Raw genomic sequence first — 20,589 nt, 5'->3', positions numbered from 1 at the left:
TCACTAAAATGCAGAGTAATCTGCTATAGTCGCTTTATTTGAATAAATTCAGAGACAAACATGCAGTATTCACCATTAGGTAGCAGCGATCTTAGTGTATCTCGAGTTTGCTTAGGCACCATGACTTGGGGCCAGCAAAATACCCAGGCAGATGCCAATGCGCAGTTAGCATTGGCGATAGAGGCTGGTGTCAACTTTATTGATACTGCTGAGCTTTACGCTATTCCACCACGTCCAGAAACCTATGGTGCCACAGAGCGAATTTTGGGTAATTGGTTAAGCCGCCATGCTGCGCAGCGCGATAAGTTGATTATTGCCAGCAAAATTGCCGGTAATGGTATTAGTCATATTCGTAACGGTAGCCCGATCAGCCCGCAAAGTATCATCACAGCCGTTGAGGGCTCACTTAGCCGCTTAAATACCGACTACATCGATTTATATCAATTACATTGGCCGAATCGCACATCTCCACATTTTGGTAAGCATGCGGTTAACCGCATCAATTTTGCCGCGGTCAATGTGCAGCAGCAACAAGATGAAATCTTAGCGATTTTGCAGACTCTGGCTGATTTAGTGCAGGCCGGTAAAATCCGTTATTGTGGCTTGTCAAATGAAACCCCGTGGGGGATCAGCCAATATTTGCAGTTAAGTATGCAGCATAACTTGCCTCGAATGGTCTCCGTACAAAACGAATTTGGCCCGCTGCACACCAAAGACTGGCCTTATTTGTTAGAGCAATGTCAGCATGAGCAATTGGCATACCTGCCTTGGTCGCCTTTGGCGGGTGGGGCATTGTCGGGTAAATATCTCGGCGGGGCGCGACCTGCCGGCAGTCGCTGGTCTATCGCTCAGCGTAATGGCTTATTTCGAGATACCGCACAATCTAATGCAGCGATCGCTGACTTTGTTGCACTGGCGGCGAATTTTCGCATCAGTCCAACGCAGCTAGCATTAAGCTGGACCAATCAAGTTGTCGGCGTTACCTCCACGATAATCGGTGCCACTAACACTCAACAATTACAGGAAAATATTGCGGCTTTTGCCATACCGCTAAAACCTGCAGTACTTGATGCCATGAACGATTGGTTACAACGGCATCCACAGACCTTTTAAATTTCCCTTCTACTTTAACCATCAGCACTGAGCCTATGCTTGGAGCTGATGGTGGATCGTTTCTTTATCTCAGTATGCCTAAAGTCGGTAACGACGGGTTCGTTTCAAAATGTGTTATGTGACAGTTTGATGAACTTTGCGTTTTAGGCTTGCAGTTTCAATAAACAAATATAAAATAATTCGCATATTCGTTTTTTCATATGTGAATAATTGTGACATTACCCACTCTACTGTTTATTTGCACCGAGAATTCGGCGCGTTCTATTTTAGCGGAAGGCTTAGCTCGGCATAAATATGCGGATCGTTTTACAGCATACAGTGCTGGTAGTGCGCCTGCTGTTGCCGATCCTCGCGCTTTAAGTACTTTAGCCGCTCAGGGTATCAGTACCGAGGGTTTGTACGCCAAACCCCTCAGTAAATATCGGCATATCAATTTTGATTATGCGATTGTGCTATGCAATAAAACAACGGCAGAGTGCGCCAACGAAATCACCGCTAAGCACTTATTGGCTTGGGATTTTAGCGATCCAAAGCAAAGCTCTGATTCTCATGCTTTTGAAACCACACTTCATCAATTAGCCGAGCGCTTAAGTATGTTTGTGCTGCTATACGATCGACAGCATCAGCACAAACCCTTAACCCCATTGAATTTTTTTAAATTACTGGCCGATGAAACCCGGCTAAATGCGTTGTTATTAATTATGGCCGAGCAAGAATTATGTGTTTGTGAGCTCACTACCGCCTTACAAGATACCCAGCCCAAAATTTCACGCCACTTGGCAATGCTGCGAAAAGCCGCGGTCCTGCTCGACCGTCGTCAGGGGCAGTGGGTGTATTACCGTCTAAATCCAACCTTAGCGCCGTGGGCGCAAGCTTGCCTTGAGCAGACGGCGGTCGCGCAGCAAGCCTTACTCACGCCGTTACAAGCGAATCTTGCGGCTATGGGCGATCGTCCAACGCGTGACAGTCAATGTTGTAGTGAATAACGTGGCGCTGCATAAAGTCACCACAGAGTTTTAAGCGCTTGGCATTGTGGCTGGCAAAAGTTTAAAAACGGCCGCAACAGTCGAAACTGAATAATGTTAATGAAAAACAGGACAGCATAATGACAATTAAAGTAGGAATTAACGGTTTTGGCCGCATCGGCCGCTTAGCACTGCGCGCAGCCTTTGACTGGCCTGAGTTTGAATTTGTGCAAATTAACGATCCGGCGGCCGACGCAGCCACCTTTGCGCACTTAGTTAACTTTGATTCGGTACATGGCCGTTGGCAACATGAGGCCACGGCCAATGACGATGCCATGATAATCAAAGGGCAGCACATCAAGGTAACCGCCAATAAAGCCATTGCTGACACGGATTGGTCGGGCTGTGATGTGGTAATCGACGCCTCGGGTAAAATGAAAAGCAAGGCGCTGCTGCAAGCCTATTTAGATCAAGGGGTAAAACGGGTCGTGGTTAGCGCGCCTGTTAAAGAAGCCGGTGTGTTAAATGTGGTGATGGGGGTGAATCAGCATTTATTCGATCCGGCGCTGCATCAGATTGTAACTGCCGCAAGTTGTACAACTAACTGTTTAGCGCCAGTGGTAAAAGTGATCCACGAAACATTAGGCATTAAACACGGTGCCATTACCACTATTCATGATTTAACCAATACCCAATCTATTTTAGATACGCCGCATAAAGACTTACGCCGCGCGCGGGCTTGTGGCAGCAGTTTAATACCCACGACTACCGGCTCGGCCACGGCAATTACCGAAATTTTCCCTGAGCTAAAAGGCCGTTTAAATGGGCATGCCGTGCGTGTGCCACTGGCCAATGCGTCACTCACAGACTGTGTATTTGAAGTAGAACGTGCCACTACAGCAGAAGAAGTCAATGCGCTACTTAAAGCGGCGGCAGAAGGCGAGTTGGCCGGTATTTTAGGCTATGAAACGCGGCCGTTAGTGTCCGTAGATTACAAAACCGATCCGCGTTCGAGCATTATTGATGCGCTTTCCACCATGGTGGTAAACGGTACCCAAGTAAAAATTTATGCGTGGTATGACAATGAATGGGGCTATGCCAATCGCACCGTTGAGTTAGCCAAATTAGTTGGCTTGGCCAAATAAGCCATTTTGCAGCAGAGAGCAGCATGAACGCAGATGTACGGCAATATTTAATTGTAACCGGTAATTACTGGGCCTTTACCTTAACCGATGGGGCGCTGCGCATGCTCATTGTGCTGCACTTTTATCAGTTAGGTTACAGCCCACTGGCCATCGCCTCGTTATTTGTGTTCTATGAGTTTTTTGGCATTGTCACCAATTTAGTGGGGGGCTGGCTAGGTGCGCGTTTGGGGTTAAACAAAACCATGAATCTGGGGCTGTTGCTGCAAATTATCGCACTTAGCATGTTGTTGCTCCCCACGGCACAGCTTACCGTGCTGTGGGTGATGGCGGCGCAGGCGTTGTCAGGTATTGCCAAAGATCTAAATAAAATGAGCGCAAAAAGTGCCATTAAGCTGCTGTTACCCGATGAAGCGCAAGGCGCGTTATACAAGTGGGTGGCGCTATTAACCGGCTCTAAAAATGCCCTTAAAGGCGTGGGGTTCTTTTTAGGCGGGGTGTTATTAGCCTGGTTAGGTTTTCAAGGCGCGATGGCGGCGATGGCAGGCAGTTTGTTGCTGGTATGGCTGTTAAGTTTAGTCTTGCTGAAACAGGATCTTGGCAAAAAAAGCTTTAAACCGAAATTTACAGAGCTGCTGTCTAAAAGTGCCAGTTTAAATTGGTTATCGGCGGCACGTTTTTGTTTATTTGCGTCGCGCGATGTATGGTTTGTGATTGCGTTGCCGTTGTATCTAGCGAGCATTGCCGGTTGGTCACAAAGTGCAGTGGGGGCGTTTTTAGCCAGTTGGGTTATTGCCTATGGCATAGTGCAGGCGTTTACCCCCAAGCTTACCCGCAGCAATAAGCAAGCGCCGCCAACGGCCAGTACAGCACTTAATTGGGTACTGCTGTTAGCCTTGTTGCCTTGGTTAATAGGTGTCGCCATGCTGTATAGCGCTCAGCCATTACTCGCGCTGTTGTGTGGTTTATTGCTTTACTGTGTGTTTTTTGCCATTAACTCGAGCTTACATAGCTACTTAATTGTTGCCAGTGCTAATCGTGATGGCGTGTCGCTGGATGTAGGCTTTTATTATATGGCCAATGCCGCCGGGCGTTTAGCTGGAACCTTACTATCAGGCTGGGCATACCAAAGTTATGGGTTAGTGGCGTGTTTGTGGTTATCCGGTTTGCTGTTACTCGGGGCGGTGTGGTGTACTTGGCGATTAAAACTGCAATAAATAAATGAAGTGTGACATACAAAATTACACCATCAGCTGTTTCACTGTAGTGTGCTTGTGAATTTTTGCACATAAAAAAGTTTTGTGAATTGAATACGGTGAGGAGCTACGTCCCTCATCCTGATGGGTGTTTCATCATGCATTCTGGTTTAAGTAGCAGTATAAAACGAGGTGGTAAACGCAGAGTACACTTTGCAAGGGGACGTGTTTTTCAGGGATGAAAAACAGGAGCGTACAAGGATGTATCCACAGCGTGCCCCGGCAAAGTTGTACGTCGCGTTTAGCCACCGGACGCACAAAACTTAAAGCAATAGGTGAATAGATATATGCCACAACTTGCCGCGACATAAAAAAGTTTTGTTAATTGAATACTGCGAGGAGCTACGTCCATTTTTTCTGAGGTACGCCGTGAATCCGTCCCTGGAGGCTCCATTGTGAATATCGTCCATGATATTCACCCTTCGGGCCAGCAGAGCTGTCCAAATTCGTTCCAGACTAATTTGTCAGGCATCCATGCCGGAGACGCTTTGCTTAGCAATATCGGCTCGCTACTTGGCTAGAAAATACCTTTAAAAAATAACGTTATACATGGCGTTCTGTAACGGTAAGCATCTTATAATGTTTGTTTCAGCTTAGATGACACATAAATATCAAACGAGGTGTCAAGTGCGCAGTACCCTTTGCTGGGGACGTCTTTGGCATGGATGCCAAAGTGGAGCCTACAGGCAGGTATTTACGGCGTGCCCCAGCGAAGGTGTACGGAGTACTGGGTCACCGGATGAGCTGAACTCGCAGCAATAGTTGAACGAAAATGTATCCACAGTGTACCCGGAAAAGTTGTACGTCGCGTTTAGCCACCGGGTGCATCAACGCTTGCAGCGTTGTGTAAACTGACGCTAAAAACGCAGCTAAGGGCCGTTGCTTAATAATAATGAAAACGCTATCACAGGTTAACCATGACTGAAACCGCATCACACAGCAGCTTCTGGAGCTTGTTCCGGATCTTTTTCGTACTTGGGATTACCTCCTTTGGAGGCCCCGTGGCGCATCTGGGCTATTTTCGTCACGCATTCGTTGAAAAACGCCAATGGCTTAGCGAGCGTGATTATGCCGAACTCGTTGCGCTGTGCCAGTTTTTACCTGGCCCCGCCAGTAGCCAAGTGGGTTTAGCCATTGGCTTGCTGCGTGGCCATTACCGCGGCGCTTTGGCTGCGTGGTTAGGCTTTACCTTACCTTCTGCCACATTACTCATTGCCTTTAGTGTAAGCTTACCGCTATTACAAAGCGTGCTCACACAAGGCGTGCTGCATGGTTTAAAGCTGGTAGCCGTTGCTGTCGTTGCCCATGCCGTCTGGGGCATGGCAAAAAACCTGTGTAACACCAAAACAAAAATCAGCATTATGACAATCAGCACATTGCTGCTATTGGTATTCCCGCTTGTTTGGTTACAACCTGCGGTAATTGTACTTGGTGGCTTGTTAGGCTATCTGTGGTTAGCACCCGAGCCGAGCAGCAGCAACGCCTTACCCTTGAAGATCTCAAGAACTGCCGCCAAAGGCTTTGGGCTACTGTTTATGCTGTTGTTAATCGGCTTGCCGTTATGGGTACAGTTGTATCCCAGCGCTGCGTTAGCGCTGTTTGAATCCTTCTACCGCGCCGGTGCCTTAGTGTTTGGCGGTGGTCATGTAGTACTCCCGTTATTACAAGCAGAAGTGGTGCCAAATGGCCTGGTTGATGCCGACACCTTTTTAGCAGGCTATGCCGCTGCACAGGCGGTACCAGGCCCACTCTTTACCTTCGCGGCTTTTCTTGGAGCCGCAAATACCGGCACCGTTTCGGGCGTTACTGGCGGGATATTAGCCCTTTTAGCCATCTTTTTACCGTCATTTTTAGTGCTGGCGGCGGTATTACCCTATTGGCAGCAATTGCGCAGCTCTGCCACTATCAGCCGAGTAATGGCCGGGGTAGGGGCTAGCGTAACCGGTATTTTATTGGCAGCCTTGTATCAGCCCATTTGGCAAAACAGTATTTTTACTGCCGTTGATCTGGCTATTGCACTTGGTGGGTTTGTGGCGTTGCAATTTTGGCGCCGGCCAGCCTGGCAACTGGTGCTGGCTGGCGGCGCTTTGGGCGCGCTTTTAACGCTAATTGGCTAAGGCTTAGTTAGCGAGTTTTAAGATCTCATCAACACTGCCTTGCGCTAGGGGATGATAGCCAGGGCGAGCCTGCTGATACACTTTGCGTGCCAGTGCTAACCCCTCTGGCGTGCTGGCCAGTTGTTTATACAGCGGCAGAATCAGCTTACGCCGACCAATCTTCAGCAAATAGCCCTCAAGTGCCGGTAACACCGCGGTGTAATTGGTTTTTAACGCCAATAAAAACCAAGCATGCGCAATTTCACTGTTACTCGATTGCGTAAGCGCAAAGGCACTGTCTAACTGCTGCAATTGCCCAAGGTTGATATCAAGTGGCAAGTTATTAATAAAATACAGCCATTCGTGCACCGTCCACTCGCTGGTGGGGATCTCGGTAAGGGCCGTTAAGCCTGAGCGCCAAGCATTGCTGTATTGCTGCACACGTAAAAATGCATCCGACTGCGGCTGAGGCGAGCTGGCAGGCAAACCGCTACCGTGGATCCACTCTTGCACCTCTTCGCTGCTAACTTTACCCGGGTGGGCTTGCAGTAAATTCGCGGTTAAATAGCGTTCAAATTCTGCGGTGGTAATACTTTGAAAGGCATGGTCGGCAAAGTATTGGCGCACAAAAGCGTCAAAATCCGCACGGCCAAAGCGCTGTTCTAAAAACATTAAAAACAGTTGGCCTTTGGTGTAGGGTACGCCAGTAAAAGCATCGTCTGGATCACGGCCTTTTAAATCCAGATAAAGCCGAGTGTCATCAGCGGCTAAACGGGGCAGCTCTTGCATTAAATCTTGCACCGACAAGGCCTGCTCCATTAGCGCACGATCAGTACCAAACACCTGCTCCATAATGCGGTTTTCTACATAAGAGGTGAAGCCTTCATTTAGCCAGAGATCTTGCCAAGTCGCATTGGTCACTAAGTTACCGGACCAAGAATGCGCTAACTCATGCGCAATTAAATTCACTAAACTGCCATCGCCAGCCACCACCGTGGGGGTAATAAACGACAGCACTGGGTTTTCCATACCACCAAACGGGAAGCTGGGCGGTAAAATCAATAAATCGTACCGGCCCCAACGGTAGGCACCGTAAAGCTGTTCTGTGGCAGCAATCATTTGTTGGGTGGTAGCAAACTCTTTGGCCGCCGCCTCTAAAATATAACGCTCGGCATACACACCGGTTTGCTCGCTCATCGCTTTAAAGTGCAAATCACCAACAGCCAACGCTAACAAATAGGGCGGGATGGGGTGTGGCATGTTAAAGCGATAATCACCGCTGCGCTCGGCGCTTGGTGAGTTGGGGGCGCTCATCACCGCCAGCAGTTCAGGATCGGTTTGAATACGCGCCGTGTAAGTTAAGCGCAGTGCGGGGCTATCTTGAATTGGGATCCAGCTTCTGGCATGAATAGCTTGGTTTTGACTAAACATAAACGGCTGCGTTTTACCGGCGGTTTGCGCTTTAGTCAGCCACTGCAAGCCTGACGCGGCCGGAGTAGATTGGTATTGAATACGAATTTTTTTCGGCTGAAAACGCGGTGTAATGGTCAGTTTACTGCCGAGTACCGCATCGCGCGCAGCAAGCTGAAAAGGCACTTGTCGCCACTGGCCATCAGCACGACGGGCATACACCTGTTTAATGTCTAAATCGCGGGTATCGAGCAGAATCTGATTACGCTCTTGTTGTTGCCAATCCAGTGTAAGCTCAGCAAAACCGATTAAGGCCTGCTTTTGAAAATCGACCTGTAAATCTAAGTACAAATGGCTAACGCGTACTTCTTCTAGGTTGGCATAGGTATAGCTATCTTTTACCTGAGCTGCTTGAGTAAAAGGGCTGACGAGTAACAGTAAGCATGCGAATATTAGCGGGCGCACAAACATAGTGGTTCCTGCAAGAGTATCAAAAATGAAGATTTGCAGTGTACGGCCAAAGCTGGCGCCAACACAAGACGGCTATCTGTTTGCTCAACTACCTAAAGCGCGTATAGGCGCATGGTAAATTTTTTTGCGCTTAAGCTAGGTGATGCTTAGTCAGTTTCAGTTTGCTGCTCCAGTAGCAAATTTTCGCGCTCTTGCTCGGTCAGGATGCCGGTTAACAGCGTTTTGCGGCGCAGCCGGCGCATACTGTCACTGTCTTCAAGTAAGGCCTGTTTAAAGATCTCAGGCTCATGCATCATGGTTAGAATACTGTGCCAACGAATATAGCCCCAATGCTTAATTAAACCGGTTTGATAGCGCAGTTCTAACTTCTCTAAAAGGGCAGTGGCCAGCTCAGGATTGGCCAACAGTTTATCGGCAATGCGCGCATGTAATTGCAGTAACTGCCAGTCGGATTGTTGCTGAGCTTTGGTGCGCACACGGTGACGAGGAGGACGCATTGGCTATTTTATCTCACACTGGCCGTCAGTGCAGTTTAAGCGTTTACGCGCCCAATACTGATAAGCCCAATTGGCTATGGGGCGGAACAACGGAAAAGCTAAAATAGCCGGTAATAGCCTTAAACCAGCAAGGCGCCAATAAAACAGTGTGGCAGTTAAACCTATCAGAAATTGCTGGCCATCCCAAACATGAATTTGCTGCATCATTTGCATTTTACTGGCGCCGTTAAAGCCTGTGAAATCGGGCTGGCTAATATCCACCAGTTGCATTTTTCCCTTTAGCTTAGGGCCTAACCAATTGATTTCATGCCGACACAACTTACAGCTACCATCAAAAAATAAGGCGGCTTGCGCCGGGTTTAAGGTCATTTGCTTATCCATAAAAAAAGTAAAACCCCAGATGACTTAGCACCACTACAGCCGTTAACTGATAGCGCAGTGTGCGGTAACTTTGCTGATACTGTTGGCTAATACCGGAAAAATGCTCATAAAAGCTTAATGCTAAAAATAAGCCCGCTTGGATCAGCACACTGTAAGCAGGCAACAGCGCTAAAGCTAAAAAACTAATTACAGGGAAGCTGACCGCTGCTAAGGCTTGCTGTGTAGCCACTTTAGGCTGATGTAATACCGGCCATAATACGCCTGCCATAAAACCTAAAATTAAACAGCTGTAAAACTGAAATAACAACATGGCTTGCGCGGGTGCGAGTAATGGCCACACCAAGCTGGCTAATGGTAAAAAAACAAAAGGAATTAACCCGGCATAGCCAAGAATAGCAATCATAACACTCTCCAACCTCGATGCTGGTTTTACGCAAAGGGCAGGTAAAGCGATCAGCAGACTGTATCGGCCAATGCCACAGCAGGGGGTTAGCGCCCGACAATGCCTTTACCAATGGGCGCGATACTTAAACCGGCTAATTTTAAGTGCTGGATGCCAAAAGGAATACCAATAATACTGAGGAAGCAAACCAAGGCATGCATTAAGTGGCCAATGGCCAGCCAAATACCAAATAAGATAAACCAGACAATATTGCCCAGAGTGCCAAAAGCCGAGGTGCCAAAATCCTCTACGCGGTTAATATAGCGGCGATTAATGGCATCTCGGCCAAAGGGCCAAAACGCCAGTTTGCCCATGACAAAGCAGGCACGGCCGAACGGAATGCCAATAATACTGATAAAGCAAACTAAGCCAATAATCCACCAAGCTAAGCCCATCACCAGCCCGCCGAGTAAAAACCATAAAACATTAAAAATTAACCGTAATACACTCATCTTGCGCTCCACAACCTCATTAAGTTCAATACGCTTGCCGTTCACGTGTCTTTGCACTTTGGCCGCTGACAAAACAAAGCGATAAATGTGCCAACTTTAAACTATTGTTTATATTCGTTTTATTTTTAGCTTGTAACTGGCTAAGCGTATTTTTGTGTGAATTTAACCAGTTTTTAGTAAAAATACTCAGGCACATGTAGCACAACCCTAACCCGACAGTGTTGCCCAGATAGCGCTTAGCTGCGTCTGTGATAAAACTTTTACTGTACCAACTGGTCGGTTTGTGATTTTGCCGTTATACTGTACCGACTAGACGGTTTTAATTTGAGGGTGCAGCAAACGTGAATAAAGCGCAAATTACCGTACAACAGATTTTACAAGCGGCCTTAGCCGTTGCTGCAGAAAAAGGGCCGGGTAAGGTCACCTTGGATGCGGTGGCACAAGCCAGTGGCTTGAGTAAAGGTGGCTTGTTATATCACTTTCCGTCAAAAGAAGCCTTGCTCAGTGCCATGGTGCAGTTTTTAGTGGATGATGCTGAGCAAAATCGCCAACAGTTTGTCGCCACCGAGTCATCAAAATTAGCGGCTTTCTTAAAAGCGCGAGAGTGTTTCACTCAGCAATTAAGCAGTAATACCGCGATGGCTATCTTAGCGGCGGCGGCAGAGCAACCGGCGCTGCTAAAGCCGTTGCAGCAACATAACCGTAAGGTATTTAACGACATTTTAGCTGAACATCATCACAGTCCCGAAGTGATGTCATTATTGCTGGTCAGTGAAGCCTTGACCTTTCATCAGTTGCTGAACATTTCACCCTTGACCCCAGAACAACACAGTCAATTGGAAAATTATATGACGATTCGTGCACAGGAGCTAAGTTAATGAACCGCCCATCTTTTACTCTTATTAGTAGCGTACTCAGCCTGCTGATATTTCTCAGTGCTTGTTCCGATTCGGTTAGCCAGGAGTCTGATACCACGCTAACCACGGTGAAATTATATACCGTTAGCGGAGATGAACATGCAAACAGTCGCAGTTTTATCGGGCGAATTGATGCGGTCAGTACTGTCGATTTAGCTTTTCAAGTGGGCGGTCGGGTTACCGCTTTACCGGTGCAGCAAGGCGAAATTATTCCTGCAGGTGAGCTATTAGCGGCACTGGATAACACCGATTATCAATTGGCCGTGCAACAAGCCGAAGTGCAACTTGCTCAAGCGCAGCGAGATTTAGAGCGGGCTAAACCTCTACGCGAACAGGGTATTTTAACCCCGTCAGCTTTTGACCAGTTGCAAACTAATTTTGATATTGCGCAAGTTGCGTTGCAAAACGCCAAGCGTAATAGCCAGTACACGCAGTTAAACGCCCCTTTTGATGCGTTAGTTACGCGCCGCTTAATCGAGCGTTATTCCACCGTCACGGCCGGTACACCCATTTTACGCGTGCAGAATGTCTCTGAATTACGTGTGCACATTAACGTGCCAGAGCAAATGATGCGCCAAGTGCAAGATAAAGCCGATTATGCGGTGTATGTGAAATTATCTGATGATAATGCCAGCCTTCACCCGCTTACTTACCGTGAGCATGCGACGGAAGTGGATGTGGTTACGCAAACTTATCAAGTGTCGTTTGCTATGCCGCGACTCGCCGGTGAAAATTTATTGCCAGGCATGACGGTGACGGTGGTTACCGAGAACAATGCTGCTCAGAATAATATGTTGATCCCTGTGTCGGCGTTAGATACCTCAACGCCAGAGCAATTCCATGTTTGGATTTATCAAGCTGAAACTCAGCAAGTCAGCCGACAACCGATCCAAGTCAGTCGGATCCACCAGCAGCAAGTTGAAGTACTCTCCGGTTTAAAAGCTGGCGATCAGGTGGTCTCTGCGGGTATTTATCATTTACAAGACGGCCAGGTAGTGCGTCCGTTTGAAAAATATTAGGAGTCAACCGCATGAAAATGGCGAGTTATGCGATTGATAAACAGGTCAACACTTGGATGTTGATTATGCTTTGTTTTTTGGGTGGTCTTTGGGCGCTAAATACCATTGGTCGTTTAGAAGATCCGGCTTTTACCCTGAAAGAAGCCATGGTGATCACCTACTATCCTGGGGCGACGGCAACCGAGGTGGAAGAGGAAGTCACTGAGGTACTCGAATCGGCAGTGCAGCAGTTACCACAATTAAAGCGTGTGACGTCTAAATCCTTTCCGGGCAAATCTGAGATCCGCGTAGTGATCCAAGATACTTACAATGGCCCAGCCATGCCGCAAATTTGGGATGAGTTACGGCGAAAAATCAGCGATAGCAGCCGGTCATTGCCTGCCGGGGTAATGACGCCCTCAGTCAATGACGATTTCGGTGATGTGTTTGGTATTTTTTATGCGGTCACTGCTGAAGGATATAGCGATCGCGAGATCCGTGAGTTGGCCACGTTTTTACGGCGCGAAATGCTGATGGTGCCGGGTGTGGCTAAAGTGCAAACCGCGGGCGAGCCACAAGAGAAAATTTATGTAGAGATTGCCCAAGAGCGGTTGCTGGGCATGGGCTTACCTTTAGATTTAGTGATTGGTACCTTACAAGCTGAAAATACCGTCGCGGCGGCCGGATCTTTAGCCGTTGGCGATAAGCGTATCCGTTTAGTCAGTAAGCCTGGCTTAGATTCGATCAGTGCGATTGAGAACTTACGCTTAGGTAATTTGGGCTCCACAGAGCAGCTGAGTATTTACGATGTTGCTAAAGTGAGTCGAGAAGAGGCGGAAACGCCGACACACTTGATCCGTCATAACGGCAAAGCGGCTTTTACGCTTGCCATTGCCGGCTTAAGTGATGCCAATATTGTGGATGTAGGTAATGCTGTTGATTTGCACTTAGCCTCTTTAACGCCGCGTATTCCACTTGGCATCGAGTTACAGCCGATCTACCAGCAACATATTGTGGTGGATAAAGCGATTAATGATTTTATTGTGAATTTATTAATTTCTGTGGTGATTGTGGTCGCCGTGCTGTGTTTAACCATGGGCTGGCGCGTGGGTATTGTTGTCGGCGGCACCTTATTACTGACTGTGCTGGGCACCTTGTTCTTTATGCGCATATGGCAAATCGAAATGGAGCGTATTTCGTTAGGTGCGCTGATTATCGCCATGGGGATGTTGGTTGATAATGCCATTGTGGTGGCCGAAACCATGCTGATAAATATGCAGCGAGGCATGGCATCACGCCAAGCTGCAGCGGAGGCGGCCAGTCGCACCCAAGTGCCGTTATTAGGTGCCACGGTTATTGGCATTATGGCCTTTGCCGGTATTGGCTTGTCGCCAGATAGCACGGGTGAGTTTTTGTTTTCGTTATTCGCAGTGATTGGTATTTCCTTATTATTAAGCTGGGTGTTGGCGATTACTGTTACCCCTTTGTTAGGTCACTATTTGTTTAAAGTGGCCGCAGACAGCGAGCAACGTGATCCCTATGCCGGTTTTGTTTATCAGCGTTATGCCAAGGTGCTCCGTTTAGCTTTACGGCAGCGCGCCGCTACCATCGGTTTGCTGATGGTGCTAACTGTGATCAGCGTTATTGGTTTTGGCCAAGTTAAGCAGGTGTTTTTCCCTGCCTCTAATACCCCGTTGTTTTACTTAAATTATTATTTACCGCAAGGCACCGATATTCGTGCTACCGAGCGCGATATTGCCGAAATAGAAAAGATTATTTTGGCCGAAGCGTCAGTGGAGTCGGTCAGTAGTTTTATTGGCGCAGGTGCCAGCCGTTTTATGTTGACCTATGCACCGCAATTGCCGAATAGTGCTTATGGTCAATTGATTATTCGCACCAAGGAGCGTGATGCGATCCCGCCCTTGATGCAGTATTTGCGGCAAACCTTACCCGCTCGTTATCCTAGTGCCGAAATTTATACTGAGCGATTGATGTTCGGACCCGGTACCGGGGCAAAGTTACAGGCCCGCATTTCTGGTAGTGATGAGGCCGTTTTGCGGCAACTCGGCCAACAAGTGGCGGATATTATGCGTAATACCGACGGCGTGACCGATATCAGGCAAAACTGGCGGCAGCGTGAGTTGGTGATAGCGCCAGATTTCAATGAAGAGCGGGCCCGCATTGCCGGTGTTAATCGTACCGATTTAGCGCAAACGCTGGCTTTTGCCAGTGAGGGCTTAGTTAGCGGTGTGTATCGCGAGCAAGAAAAACAAATTCCTATTGTGGTGCGGCCACCGGCAGCAGAGCGATTTGATTTAGACAGACTAAATGACCGAATGATTTGGAGTAGCATCGACAACAGCTATATCCCGCTAACGCAGGTGATTAATGGCTTTGTTACCGAGCACGAAGAAGCGGTGATCCAAAGGCGCAATCGGGTACGCACCTTAACGGTTGAAGCTGAGCCCACTACGGCCATAACCGCCGATCAGGCCTTAAAGCGTTTGCGGGCGCCGGTTGAGCAATTAGTATTGCCACATGGCTATACGTTGGAGTGGGGAGGCGAGTATGAAAGCTCAGCGGAAGCACAGGCTTCATTAGGTAAACAATTGCCTTTAAGTTTTCTGGTGATGTTAGCCATTAGCATTTTGTTGTTCGGCTCCTTAAAACAACCCTTAGTTATTTGGTTAATTGTGCCGATGTCGATATGTGGTGTCAGTGCTGGGCTTCTGTTGACAGGCTTTCCTTTTGGTTTTACGGCGCTGTTGGGCTTTCTGAGTTTATCCGGCATGCTGATGAAAAACGCCATAGTGTTAGTTGACGAAATGGATTTGCAATTAAGCCAAGCAAGCGATAAGGCTCAAGCCATTATTGATGCGAGCATCAGCCGGATCCGGCCGGTGATCTTAGCGGCATTAACCACTATTTTAGGTATGTTGCCGCTGATTTGGGATGCGTTTTTTAACAGTATGGCGATAACCATTATGGCCGGTTTGGCGTTTGCCACCGTGTTAACTCTGGTGGCAGTGCCGGTATTGTATTCGCTGGTGTTTAAAATCAAATTAGCCCGCTAATTGATTCTGCTGGTTGCTAACAGTGCGGCTTTGCTGCGCTGTTAGTGGCTGCAGTTAACACAAAATGCGGTGGCGGGTAACGCTTCTAAGCGTGCTGGATTAATATTTGCACCACAACGGGTACATTTAGCATAAACACCTTGTTCCATCCTTAGCAAGGCCTGATTAATTTCAGCCAACTCTGCCTCGGCATGGTGTTTTAGGCTGGTTAGCACATCATCGTTTTCTCGCTCTTGTGCTTGTTCTGCAAAATCATGGCTGTGTTCTTTCGAGAGGTCTTGCTGCAGTGATATCTGCTGTCGCTCCAATTCCATTTTACGTTGAATTAGGCGACGTTTGTATTCTTGAAATGGCATGATCTACTCCTTGTCTCTGCGCTGTCTTAAATTTAGCAGCACTTCGTTAAAAAAGCTTGATCTAGCACAAATAAACAGTAATGGCTTAGGTGGTAAGACGTGTCTGCTTGGCCTGTTGCTGCCACATTTTGGCATATTCCCCCGCTAAATCTAGCAACTGTTGATGGCTGCCTTGCTCAATCAATTCGCCCTGCCGTAATACTAATATGCAATCAGCATCGGTAATGGTTGATAAACGATGAGCGATAACCACGCTGGTGTGTTGTTTGGCGACTTCACGCATAGCGGCAACAATGCTTTGCTCGGCTAAGGAATCTAATGCCGAGGTGGCCTCGTCAAAGACTAAAATAGGCGAGCCTTTTAATAACGCTCGGGCAATCGCAATGCGCTGTTTTTCACCGCCAGAGACCTTTAAGCCGCGTTCACCCACTAGCGTTTGATCGCCTTGTGGCAAGCTATCAATAAACTGGCGTAACTGGGCTAATTCAATAACCTGGGCAATCTCACTGGCACTGGCCCCCGGTTTGGCGTAAGCAATATTGTCTCGAATACTACTGTTAAATAACACCGTATCTTGCGGCACAATGGCTATCGCTTGGCGCAGAGAGTCGAGGGTTAGCCCAGTAATATCTTGCTGATCAATTAAAATGCGGCCGCCGCTCACATCGTAAAAGCGATAAAGTAAGCGGGCAATGGTACTTTTACCCGCACCAGACGCGCCGACAATCGCCACTTTTTGGCCTGCGGCAACGGTAAAACTGAGATTATTGAGAATGGGGCGATCGGCCTGATAGGCAAAACTCACCTGCTCAAACTGAATACTGGCCCCATGGGTGACTAAGGGTTTGGCATCTGCTTTATCGATAATGCTGCTTTTGCGTTGTAATAACCCCAGCATATTTTCTAAATCGGTTAACGCGCGGCGAATTTCACGATACACAAAGCCTAAAAAATTCAACGGTAAAAACAGTTGGATCATGTAAGCATTCAGCATTACTAATTCACCGATACTCATTTCACCGCTAACCACCTCGGCTGCGGCTAGCCACATTAATGCGGTAATAGCAGCGGCAATTAATAGTGCTTGGCCAGAGTTAAGTAAGAGCAGGCTTAAACGGTTTTTTAAACGAGCTTGTTCCCAAGTGGCTAAAAAGCCATCGTAAACCTGTGCTTCATGCTGCTCATTATTAAAATATTTCACCGTTTCATAATTAAGTAAGCTATCAACGGCACGGCTATTGGTGGTGTTATCCGCTTGATTCGCTTCACGAATAAACTTGTTGCGCCATTCCGTAATATACACGGTAAAAAAGATATAGAGACTGACCGCCACCACGGTGATCAGTGCATACATGGGCGAGAACAGTAAGCTGAAGATCACGGCTACCGCCACGATTTCAAGTAAGGTTGGCACAATATTAAACATCAAGAAGCGCATTAAAAAGCTTAGGCCATTGCTGCCTCGCTCTATATCGCGGCTGATGCCACCGGTTTGTCGGTCAAGGTGAAACGCTAATTCTAAACTATGCAGGTGTTTAAAAACTTTTAAACCTAATTGGCGCATGGCATGTTCGGTGACACGCCCAAACAGTGCATCCCGCACTTCACCAAAAAACACCATGCCAAAGCGCAGCGCGCCATACAACAGTAATAACCAAACAGGAACAAGCAGTAATTGTTGGCGGTTGGCATCTACCGCATCGATAATTTCTTTTAAGGCCCAAGGCAGCAGTAAGGTGGCGCTTTTGGCGGCAATAAGTGCCAGTAAGGCTAACAATACCCGCCCTTTAAAGGCCATTAAATAAGGCCAGAGGGTTTTAATACTCTGGCCTAGTGGCATGGCGTAATCACGCTTTAACGGTTCAGGTTGTTTTGCGGCGCTTCGCATGCCTCGCATAGTACTCTCAGTAATTCAATTTACGCATAAGTACAAAGGTACGCGGTATCCTGTTGTACTTGCAATTGAAACTTCACGTTAGCTTCTACTTCAAACGCCTGACCTGATGTAAATGTCAGCCAATCATCACTGCCAGGCAGTTTTACGGTAAGGGCGCCGCTAATCACGGTCATCACTTCATGTTGGCTGGTACCAAACTCATATTCACCGGGTGCCATTACGCCGACCGTTGCAGGTAGCTTTTCGCCTTGAAAACCAATTGAGGCGACTTTGCCATCAAAATAATTGTTGACTTTAAACATCGTTAACTCCTTATATATCGGGCTGTTTAGTAAAACGGAAAAAAGCCCGTTTGTATAGCTTTTTTAGCTATTTAGATGTCTTGAAGTCTTTTTCTACTCAGTAAAGCATTCTTAAAAAGTTAATCAGATTGCCACATTCGTGGCTTAGTCTGCACAATCCTAATAACAGATCAGGGAATAACACGTGAAGAAAACACTTATCGCGGCAACCTTAGCGCTTATTTTAGCGCCAGTTGCTCAAGCAGAACTTTTTATTTCAGAATATGTTGAAGGTTCTAGTAATAATAAAGCGTTAGAATTATACAACCCAGGTACTTCGGCAATTAATCTCAGCGATTACCGTATCCGGGTTTACTCTAATGGTGCGTTAACATCCAGCGTTAATCAACAGTTGAGTGGCAGCTTAGCTGCGGGTGAAACTTTTATTTATGCCGCTTCTAATGCTGCAGCAGCTATTTTAGCGGTAGCGAATGTCACCACCGGTTCCGGTCTTTGGAATGGTAACGATGCCATTGTGATTGAGAAAAATGGTGAAGTTGTCGATAGCTTTGGTCGAGTAGGTGAAAACCCAGGCACGGCATGGACCGGCAATGGCGTGACCACTATAGATAAAACGCTTCGCCGCAAGAGTGTGCTAAGAGATACCAATATCAGTGATGCCTTTGATCCTTCTGTGGAATGGATTCAATTTGATCGGGATGATTTTACTGATTTAGGCATGTTTAATGGCACAGGCGCACCAATTGATCCTGAAGAACCGGTTGAGCCACCTGAAGAGCCTGTTACTCCACCCACAAACTTAGTCTGTGGGGCAACCTTTACGCCCATTTCTGCGATTCAAGGTGCCGGTAATGTGAGCCCGTTAGTTGGGCAAACGGTAGTAGTCGAGGCGGTTGTGACGCATACTTTACCCGGCTTACGGGGTTATATGATCCAAGCCAGTGACCTTGAGCAAGATGCCGATCCGTTAACCTCCGAAGGCGTTTTTGTCTTTACCGATAATGCAAATCTGAATGTTACCGCAGGTCAGCGTGTGCGCTTACAAGCACAAGTTGCTGAAGCCTTTAGCAATACCCAGCTACAGAATGTCACGCAAAGCGTAGCCTGTGGTACAGCTGAATTGCCTAGCGCGGTAACCGTGAGTTTACCGGTCGCTGCATTAGATTATTTAGAACGCTATGAAGGCATGTTGGTGCAATTCGCGCAAGAGTTGACGGTAAACAGCAACTTTACCTTAGGCCGTTTTGGCGAGTTAGTGTTATCAAACGGTCGTCGTTACACACCGACTCAAGTCGTTACGCCAGGTGCCGCCGCACAAGTCTTAGCGGCTGAGCATGCCTTAAATCGCATTATGTTAGATGATGCCTCAACAGTGCAAAACGCTGCCACGGTCATTTATCCAGCACCGGGTTTAACGGCGATGAATACCGTGCGTGCCGGCGATACCGTCGTGGGCTTAACGGGTACCCTTTATTACAGCTTTAATGAATATCGGGTTAACCCGATTAATAGCGTGAACTTTGTTGCGACAAATCCGCGCACAGCGCAGCCTGAGCTCAGTGGCGATGGTAACGTGAAAATTGCTAGCTTTAACGTGTTGAACTATTTCAACGGTGACGGCTTAGGCGGTGGCTTCCCAACCGCGCGTGGCGCCAATAATCTGTTTGAGTTTGAGCGTCAGCGTGCCAAGATTTTAGCGGCTTTAGCGGCGTTAGATGCCACCGTGATTGGCGTGATGGAAATCGAGAATGATGGTTTTACAGAAACCTCTGCCATTGCTGATTTAGTACGCGGTTTACAGCAAGTCAGTGGGCAAGACGATTGGCGCTTTGTCTCAGTTAACACGCCGGTGATTGGTACCGATCAAATTACCGTGGGCATGTTATATCGTGCTAATTTAGCCACCCCAGTGGGGGATGCTCAGATATTAGATGAAAGCAACTCTGCCACGGATGCTAATGGCGTAGCGTTATTTAATACCCGCAGTAACCGCCCGATGCTGGCGCAGCGCTTTAAGCTCACCAGTAACAATGCTGAGTTTGCGGTGATGGTGAATCACCTTAAGTCAAAGGGTTCAGCTTGTAGCGGTGATCCAGATCTTAATGATGGTCAGGGTAACTGTAATATCACTCGGACGCGCGCGGCCGAGGCAGTAGGGCAATTTGCCGCGCAGCACTTTAATGCTATTCCGGCACTGGTTATCGGTGATTTGAATTCTTATGCGAAAGAAGATCCGTTAACGGCGCTGGCGCATGCCGGTTACGCTAACGTATTTGATGTGTTAGAGAAAACGCCCACCTACGGTTATGTGTTTGATGGTTTAGCGGGTCAACTCGATCATGCCTTACTGAACGAGCCTGCACGCCGTTACTTAGTGGATGCGGCAGAATGGCATATTAATGCCGATGAGCCTATTTCACTGGATTACACCCAAGAGTTTAAATCTGAGCAGCAACGAATCGATTTTTATGCGCCCGATGCTTATCGTTCGTCTGATCATGATCCGGTGATTGTAGCGCTGGATCTGATTGCGCCTTTGGATATTGATTTAAACCTGATCAAAGTGAATCAAGGTAATGCTAAATCAGGTTCGAAACTGGTGCAGTTACGTTGGAGCAGTGTGCAAACAGGCTTAACGCTGTATCGCGATGGCGAAGTGGTGGCGGTGTTGGACAAGCCTGGTCAGTACAACAATCAATTTAAAACCAGTGCGCCAGCCGTTACATATACCTTATGTTATGACGCGACCGCACAGTGCTCTGCGCCATTAACCGTGCAGTTCTAACCTGGCTAAAGCGTTGCGAGCAACGCTTAAACAGA

Annotated in this window: 17 protein-coding genes; 9 read left to right on the top strand and 8 right to left on the bottom strand. The window is 47.6% G+C overall.

Annotation, left to right across the window (positions count from 1 at the left end; translation table 11 throughout):
• Positions 1 to 60 precede the first annotated feature (60 nt).
• The 5 genes from LMJ53_RS01470 to chrA all read left to right on the top strand — a co-directional run bounded on the left by LMJ53_RS01470 (position 61) and on the right by chrA (position 6,593).
• The gene (locus LMJ53_RS01470) at positions 61 to 1,113 is read left to right on the top strand and encodes an aldo/keto reductase (protein ID WP_229584456.1); all 1,053 of its coding nucleotides are present in this window, start codon (positions 61 to 63) and stop codon (positions 1,111 to 1,113) included.
• A gap of 212 nt (positions 1,114 to 1,325) precedes the next feature.
• Positions 1,326 to 2,099 carry a metalloregulator ArsR/SmtB family transcription factor gene (locus LMJ53_RS17120; protein ID WP_420778837.1) on the top strand — a complete coding sequence of 258 codons (774 nt, stop codon included), beginning with the start codon at positions 1,326 to 1,328 and terminating at the stop codon, positions 2,097 to 2,099.
• 119 nt (positions 2,100 to 2,218) lie between these two features.
• A complete protein-coding gene (locus LMJ53_RS01455) occupies positions 2,219 to 3,223 on the top strand; it encodes an ArsJ-associated glyceraldehyde-3-phosphate dehydrogenase (protein WP_229584455.1) in 1,005 nt (334 codons plus the stop codon).
• 23 nt (positions 3,224 to 3,246) lie between these two features.
• Positions 3,247 to 4,437 carry an organoarsenical effux MFS transporter ArsJ gene (gene arsJ / locus LMJ53_RS01450; RefSeq protein WP_229584454.1) on the top strand — a complete coding sequence of 397 codons (1,191 nt, stop codon included), beginning with the start codon at positions 3,247 to 3,249 and terminating at the stop codon, positions 4,435 to 4,437.
• A gap of 956 nt (positions 4,438 to 5,393) precedes the next feature.
• Positions 5,394 to 6,593 (top strand): chromate efflux transporter, encoded by a 1,200-nt coding sequence (gene chrA, locus LMJ53_RS01445; protein WP_229584453.1) that lies wholly within the window; start codon positions 5,394 to 5,396, stop codon positions 6,591 to 6,593.
• A 3-nt stretch (positions 6,594 to 6,596) separates the two neighbouring features.
• Here chrA and LMJ53_RS01440 read toward each other — a convergent pair whose 3' ends face one another.
• From LMJ53_RS01440 to LMJ53_RS01420, 5 genes are all read right to left on the bottom strand, one after another.
• Positions 6,597 to 8,453: a M1 family metallopeptidase gene (locus tag LMJ53_RS01440; RefSeq protein WP_229584452.1), complete on the bottom strand. Its 1,857-nt coding sequence runs from the start codon at positions 8,451 to 8,453 to the stop codon at positions 6,597 to 6,599.
• A gap of 146 nt (positions 8,454 to 8,599) precedes the next feature.
• Entirely contained in the window at positions 8,600 to 8,950 is a 351-nt protein-coding gene (locus LMJ53_RS01435; protein WP_229584451.1) for a hypothetical protein, read from the bottom strand.
• A 3-nt stretch (positions 8,951 to 8,953) separates the two neighbouring features.
• Positions 8,954 to 9,319 carry a thiol-disulfide oxidoreductase DCC family protein gene (locus tag LMJ53_RS01430; RefSeq protein ID WP_229584450.1) on the bottom strand — a complete coding sequence of 122 codons (366 nt, stop codon included), beginning with the start codon at positions 9,317 to 9,319 and terminating at the stop codon, positions 8,954 to 8,956.
• A gap of 4 nt (positions 9,320 to 9,323) precedes the next feature.
• Positions 9,324 to 9,734 carry a DUF3429 domain-containing protein gene (locus tag LMJ53_RS01425; RefSeq protein WP_229584449.1) on the bottom strand — a complete coding sequence of 137 codons (411 nt, stop codon included), beginning with the start codon at positions 9,732 to 9,734 and terminating at the stop codon, positions 9,324 to 9,326.
• Between the two features lie 86 nt (positions 9,735 to 9,820).
• A complete protein-coding gene (locus LMJ53_RS01420; RefSeq protein ID WP_229584448.1) occupies positions 9,821 to 10,225 on the bottom strand; it encodes a YccF domain-containing protein in 405 nt (134 codons plus the stop codon).
• Between the two features lie 341 nt (positions 10,226 to 10,566).
• Here LMJ53_RS01420 and LMJ53_RS01415 point away from each other — a divergent pair, with 341 nt between their 5' ends.
• The 3 genes from LMJ53_RS01415 to LMJ53_RS01405 are packed head-to-tail and all read left to right on the top strand — an operon-like array spanning position 10,567 to position 15,214.
• A complete protein-coding gene (locus tag LMJ53_RS01415) occupies positions 10,567 to 11,103 on the top strand; it encodes a TetR/AcrR family transcriptional regulator (protein ID WP_229584447.1) in 537 nt (178 codons plus the stop codon).
• Positions 11,103 to 12,161, top strand: a complete 1,059-nt coding sequence (locus tag LMJ53_RS01410) for an efflux RND transporter periplasmic adaptor subunit (protein WP_229584446.1) — start codon at positions 11,103 to 11,105, stop codon at positions 12,159 to 12,161. Before LMJ53_RS01415 ends, LMJ53_RS01410 begins: the two co-directional genes overlap by 1 nt.
• Before the next feature lie 11 nt (positions 12,162 to 12,172).
• The gene (locus LMJ53_RS01405; protein ID WP_229584445.1) at positions 12,173 to 15,214 is read left to right on the top strand and encodes an efflux RND transporter permease subunit; all 3,042 of its coding nucleotides are present in this window, start codon (positions 12,173 to 12,175) and stop codon (positions 15,212 to 15,214) included.
• Positions 15,215 to 15,255: 41 nt separating this feature from the next.
• Here the strand turns inward: LMJ53_RS01405 and LMJ53_RS01400 are convergent, their stop codons facing one another.
• From LMJ53_RS01400 to LMJ53_RS01390, 3 genes are all read right to left on the bottom strand, one after another.
• Positions 15,256 to 15,570 (bottom strand): TraR/DksA family transcriptional regulator, encoded by a 315-nt coding sequence (locus LMJ53_RS01400; RefSeq protein WP_229584444.1) that lies wholly within the window; start codon positions 15,568 to 15,570, stop codon positions 15,256 to 15,258.
• An 85-nt stretch (positions 15,571 to 15,655) separates the two neighbouring features.
• Entirely contained in the window at positions 15,656 to 17,467 is a 1,812-nt protein-coding gene (locus tag LMJ53_RS01395; protein ID WP_420778836.1) for an ABCB family ABC transporter ATP-binding protein/permease, read from the bottom strand.
• 20 nt (positions 17,468 to 17,487) lie between these two features.
• Positions 17,488 to 17,769: a pyrimidine/purine nucleoside phosphorylase gene (locus tag LMJ53_RS01390; protein ID WP_226750354.1), complete on the bottom strand. Its 282-nt coding sequence runs from the start codon at positions 17,767 to 17,769 to the stop codon at positions 17,488 to 17,490.
• A 184-nt stretch (positions 17,770 to 17,953) separates the two neighbouring features.
• On the opposite strand from LMJ53_RS01390, the gene LMJ53_RS01385 reads away from it, so the two are divergent.
• Complete coding sequence (locus LMJ53_RS01385; protein ID WP_229584443.1) at positions 17,954 to 20,554, top strand: ExeM/NucH family extracellular endonuclease; 2,601 nt, start codon at positions 17,954 to 17,956, stop codon at positions 20,552 to 20,554.
• Positions 20,555 to 20,589 lie beyond the last annotated feature (35 nt).

The organism is Rheinheimera sp. UJ51, assembly GCF_020819615.1.
Classification (GTDB): Bacteria; Pseudomonadota; Gammaproteobacteria; order Enterobacterales; family Alteromonadaceae; genus Alishewanella; species Alishewanella maricola.
The sequence above is the reverse complement of the archived record's forward strand: the minus strand, read 5'-3'. Positions and strand labels throughout refer to the sequence as shown.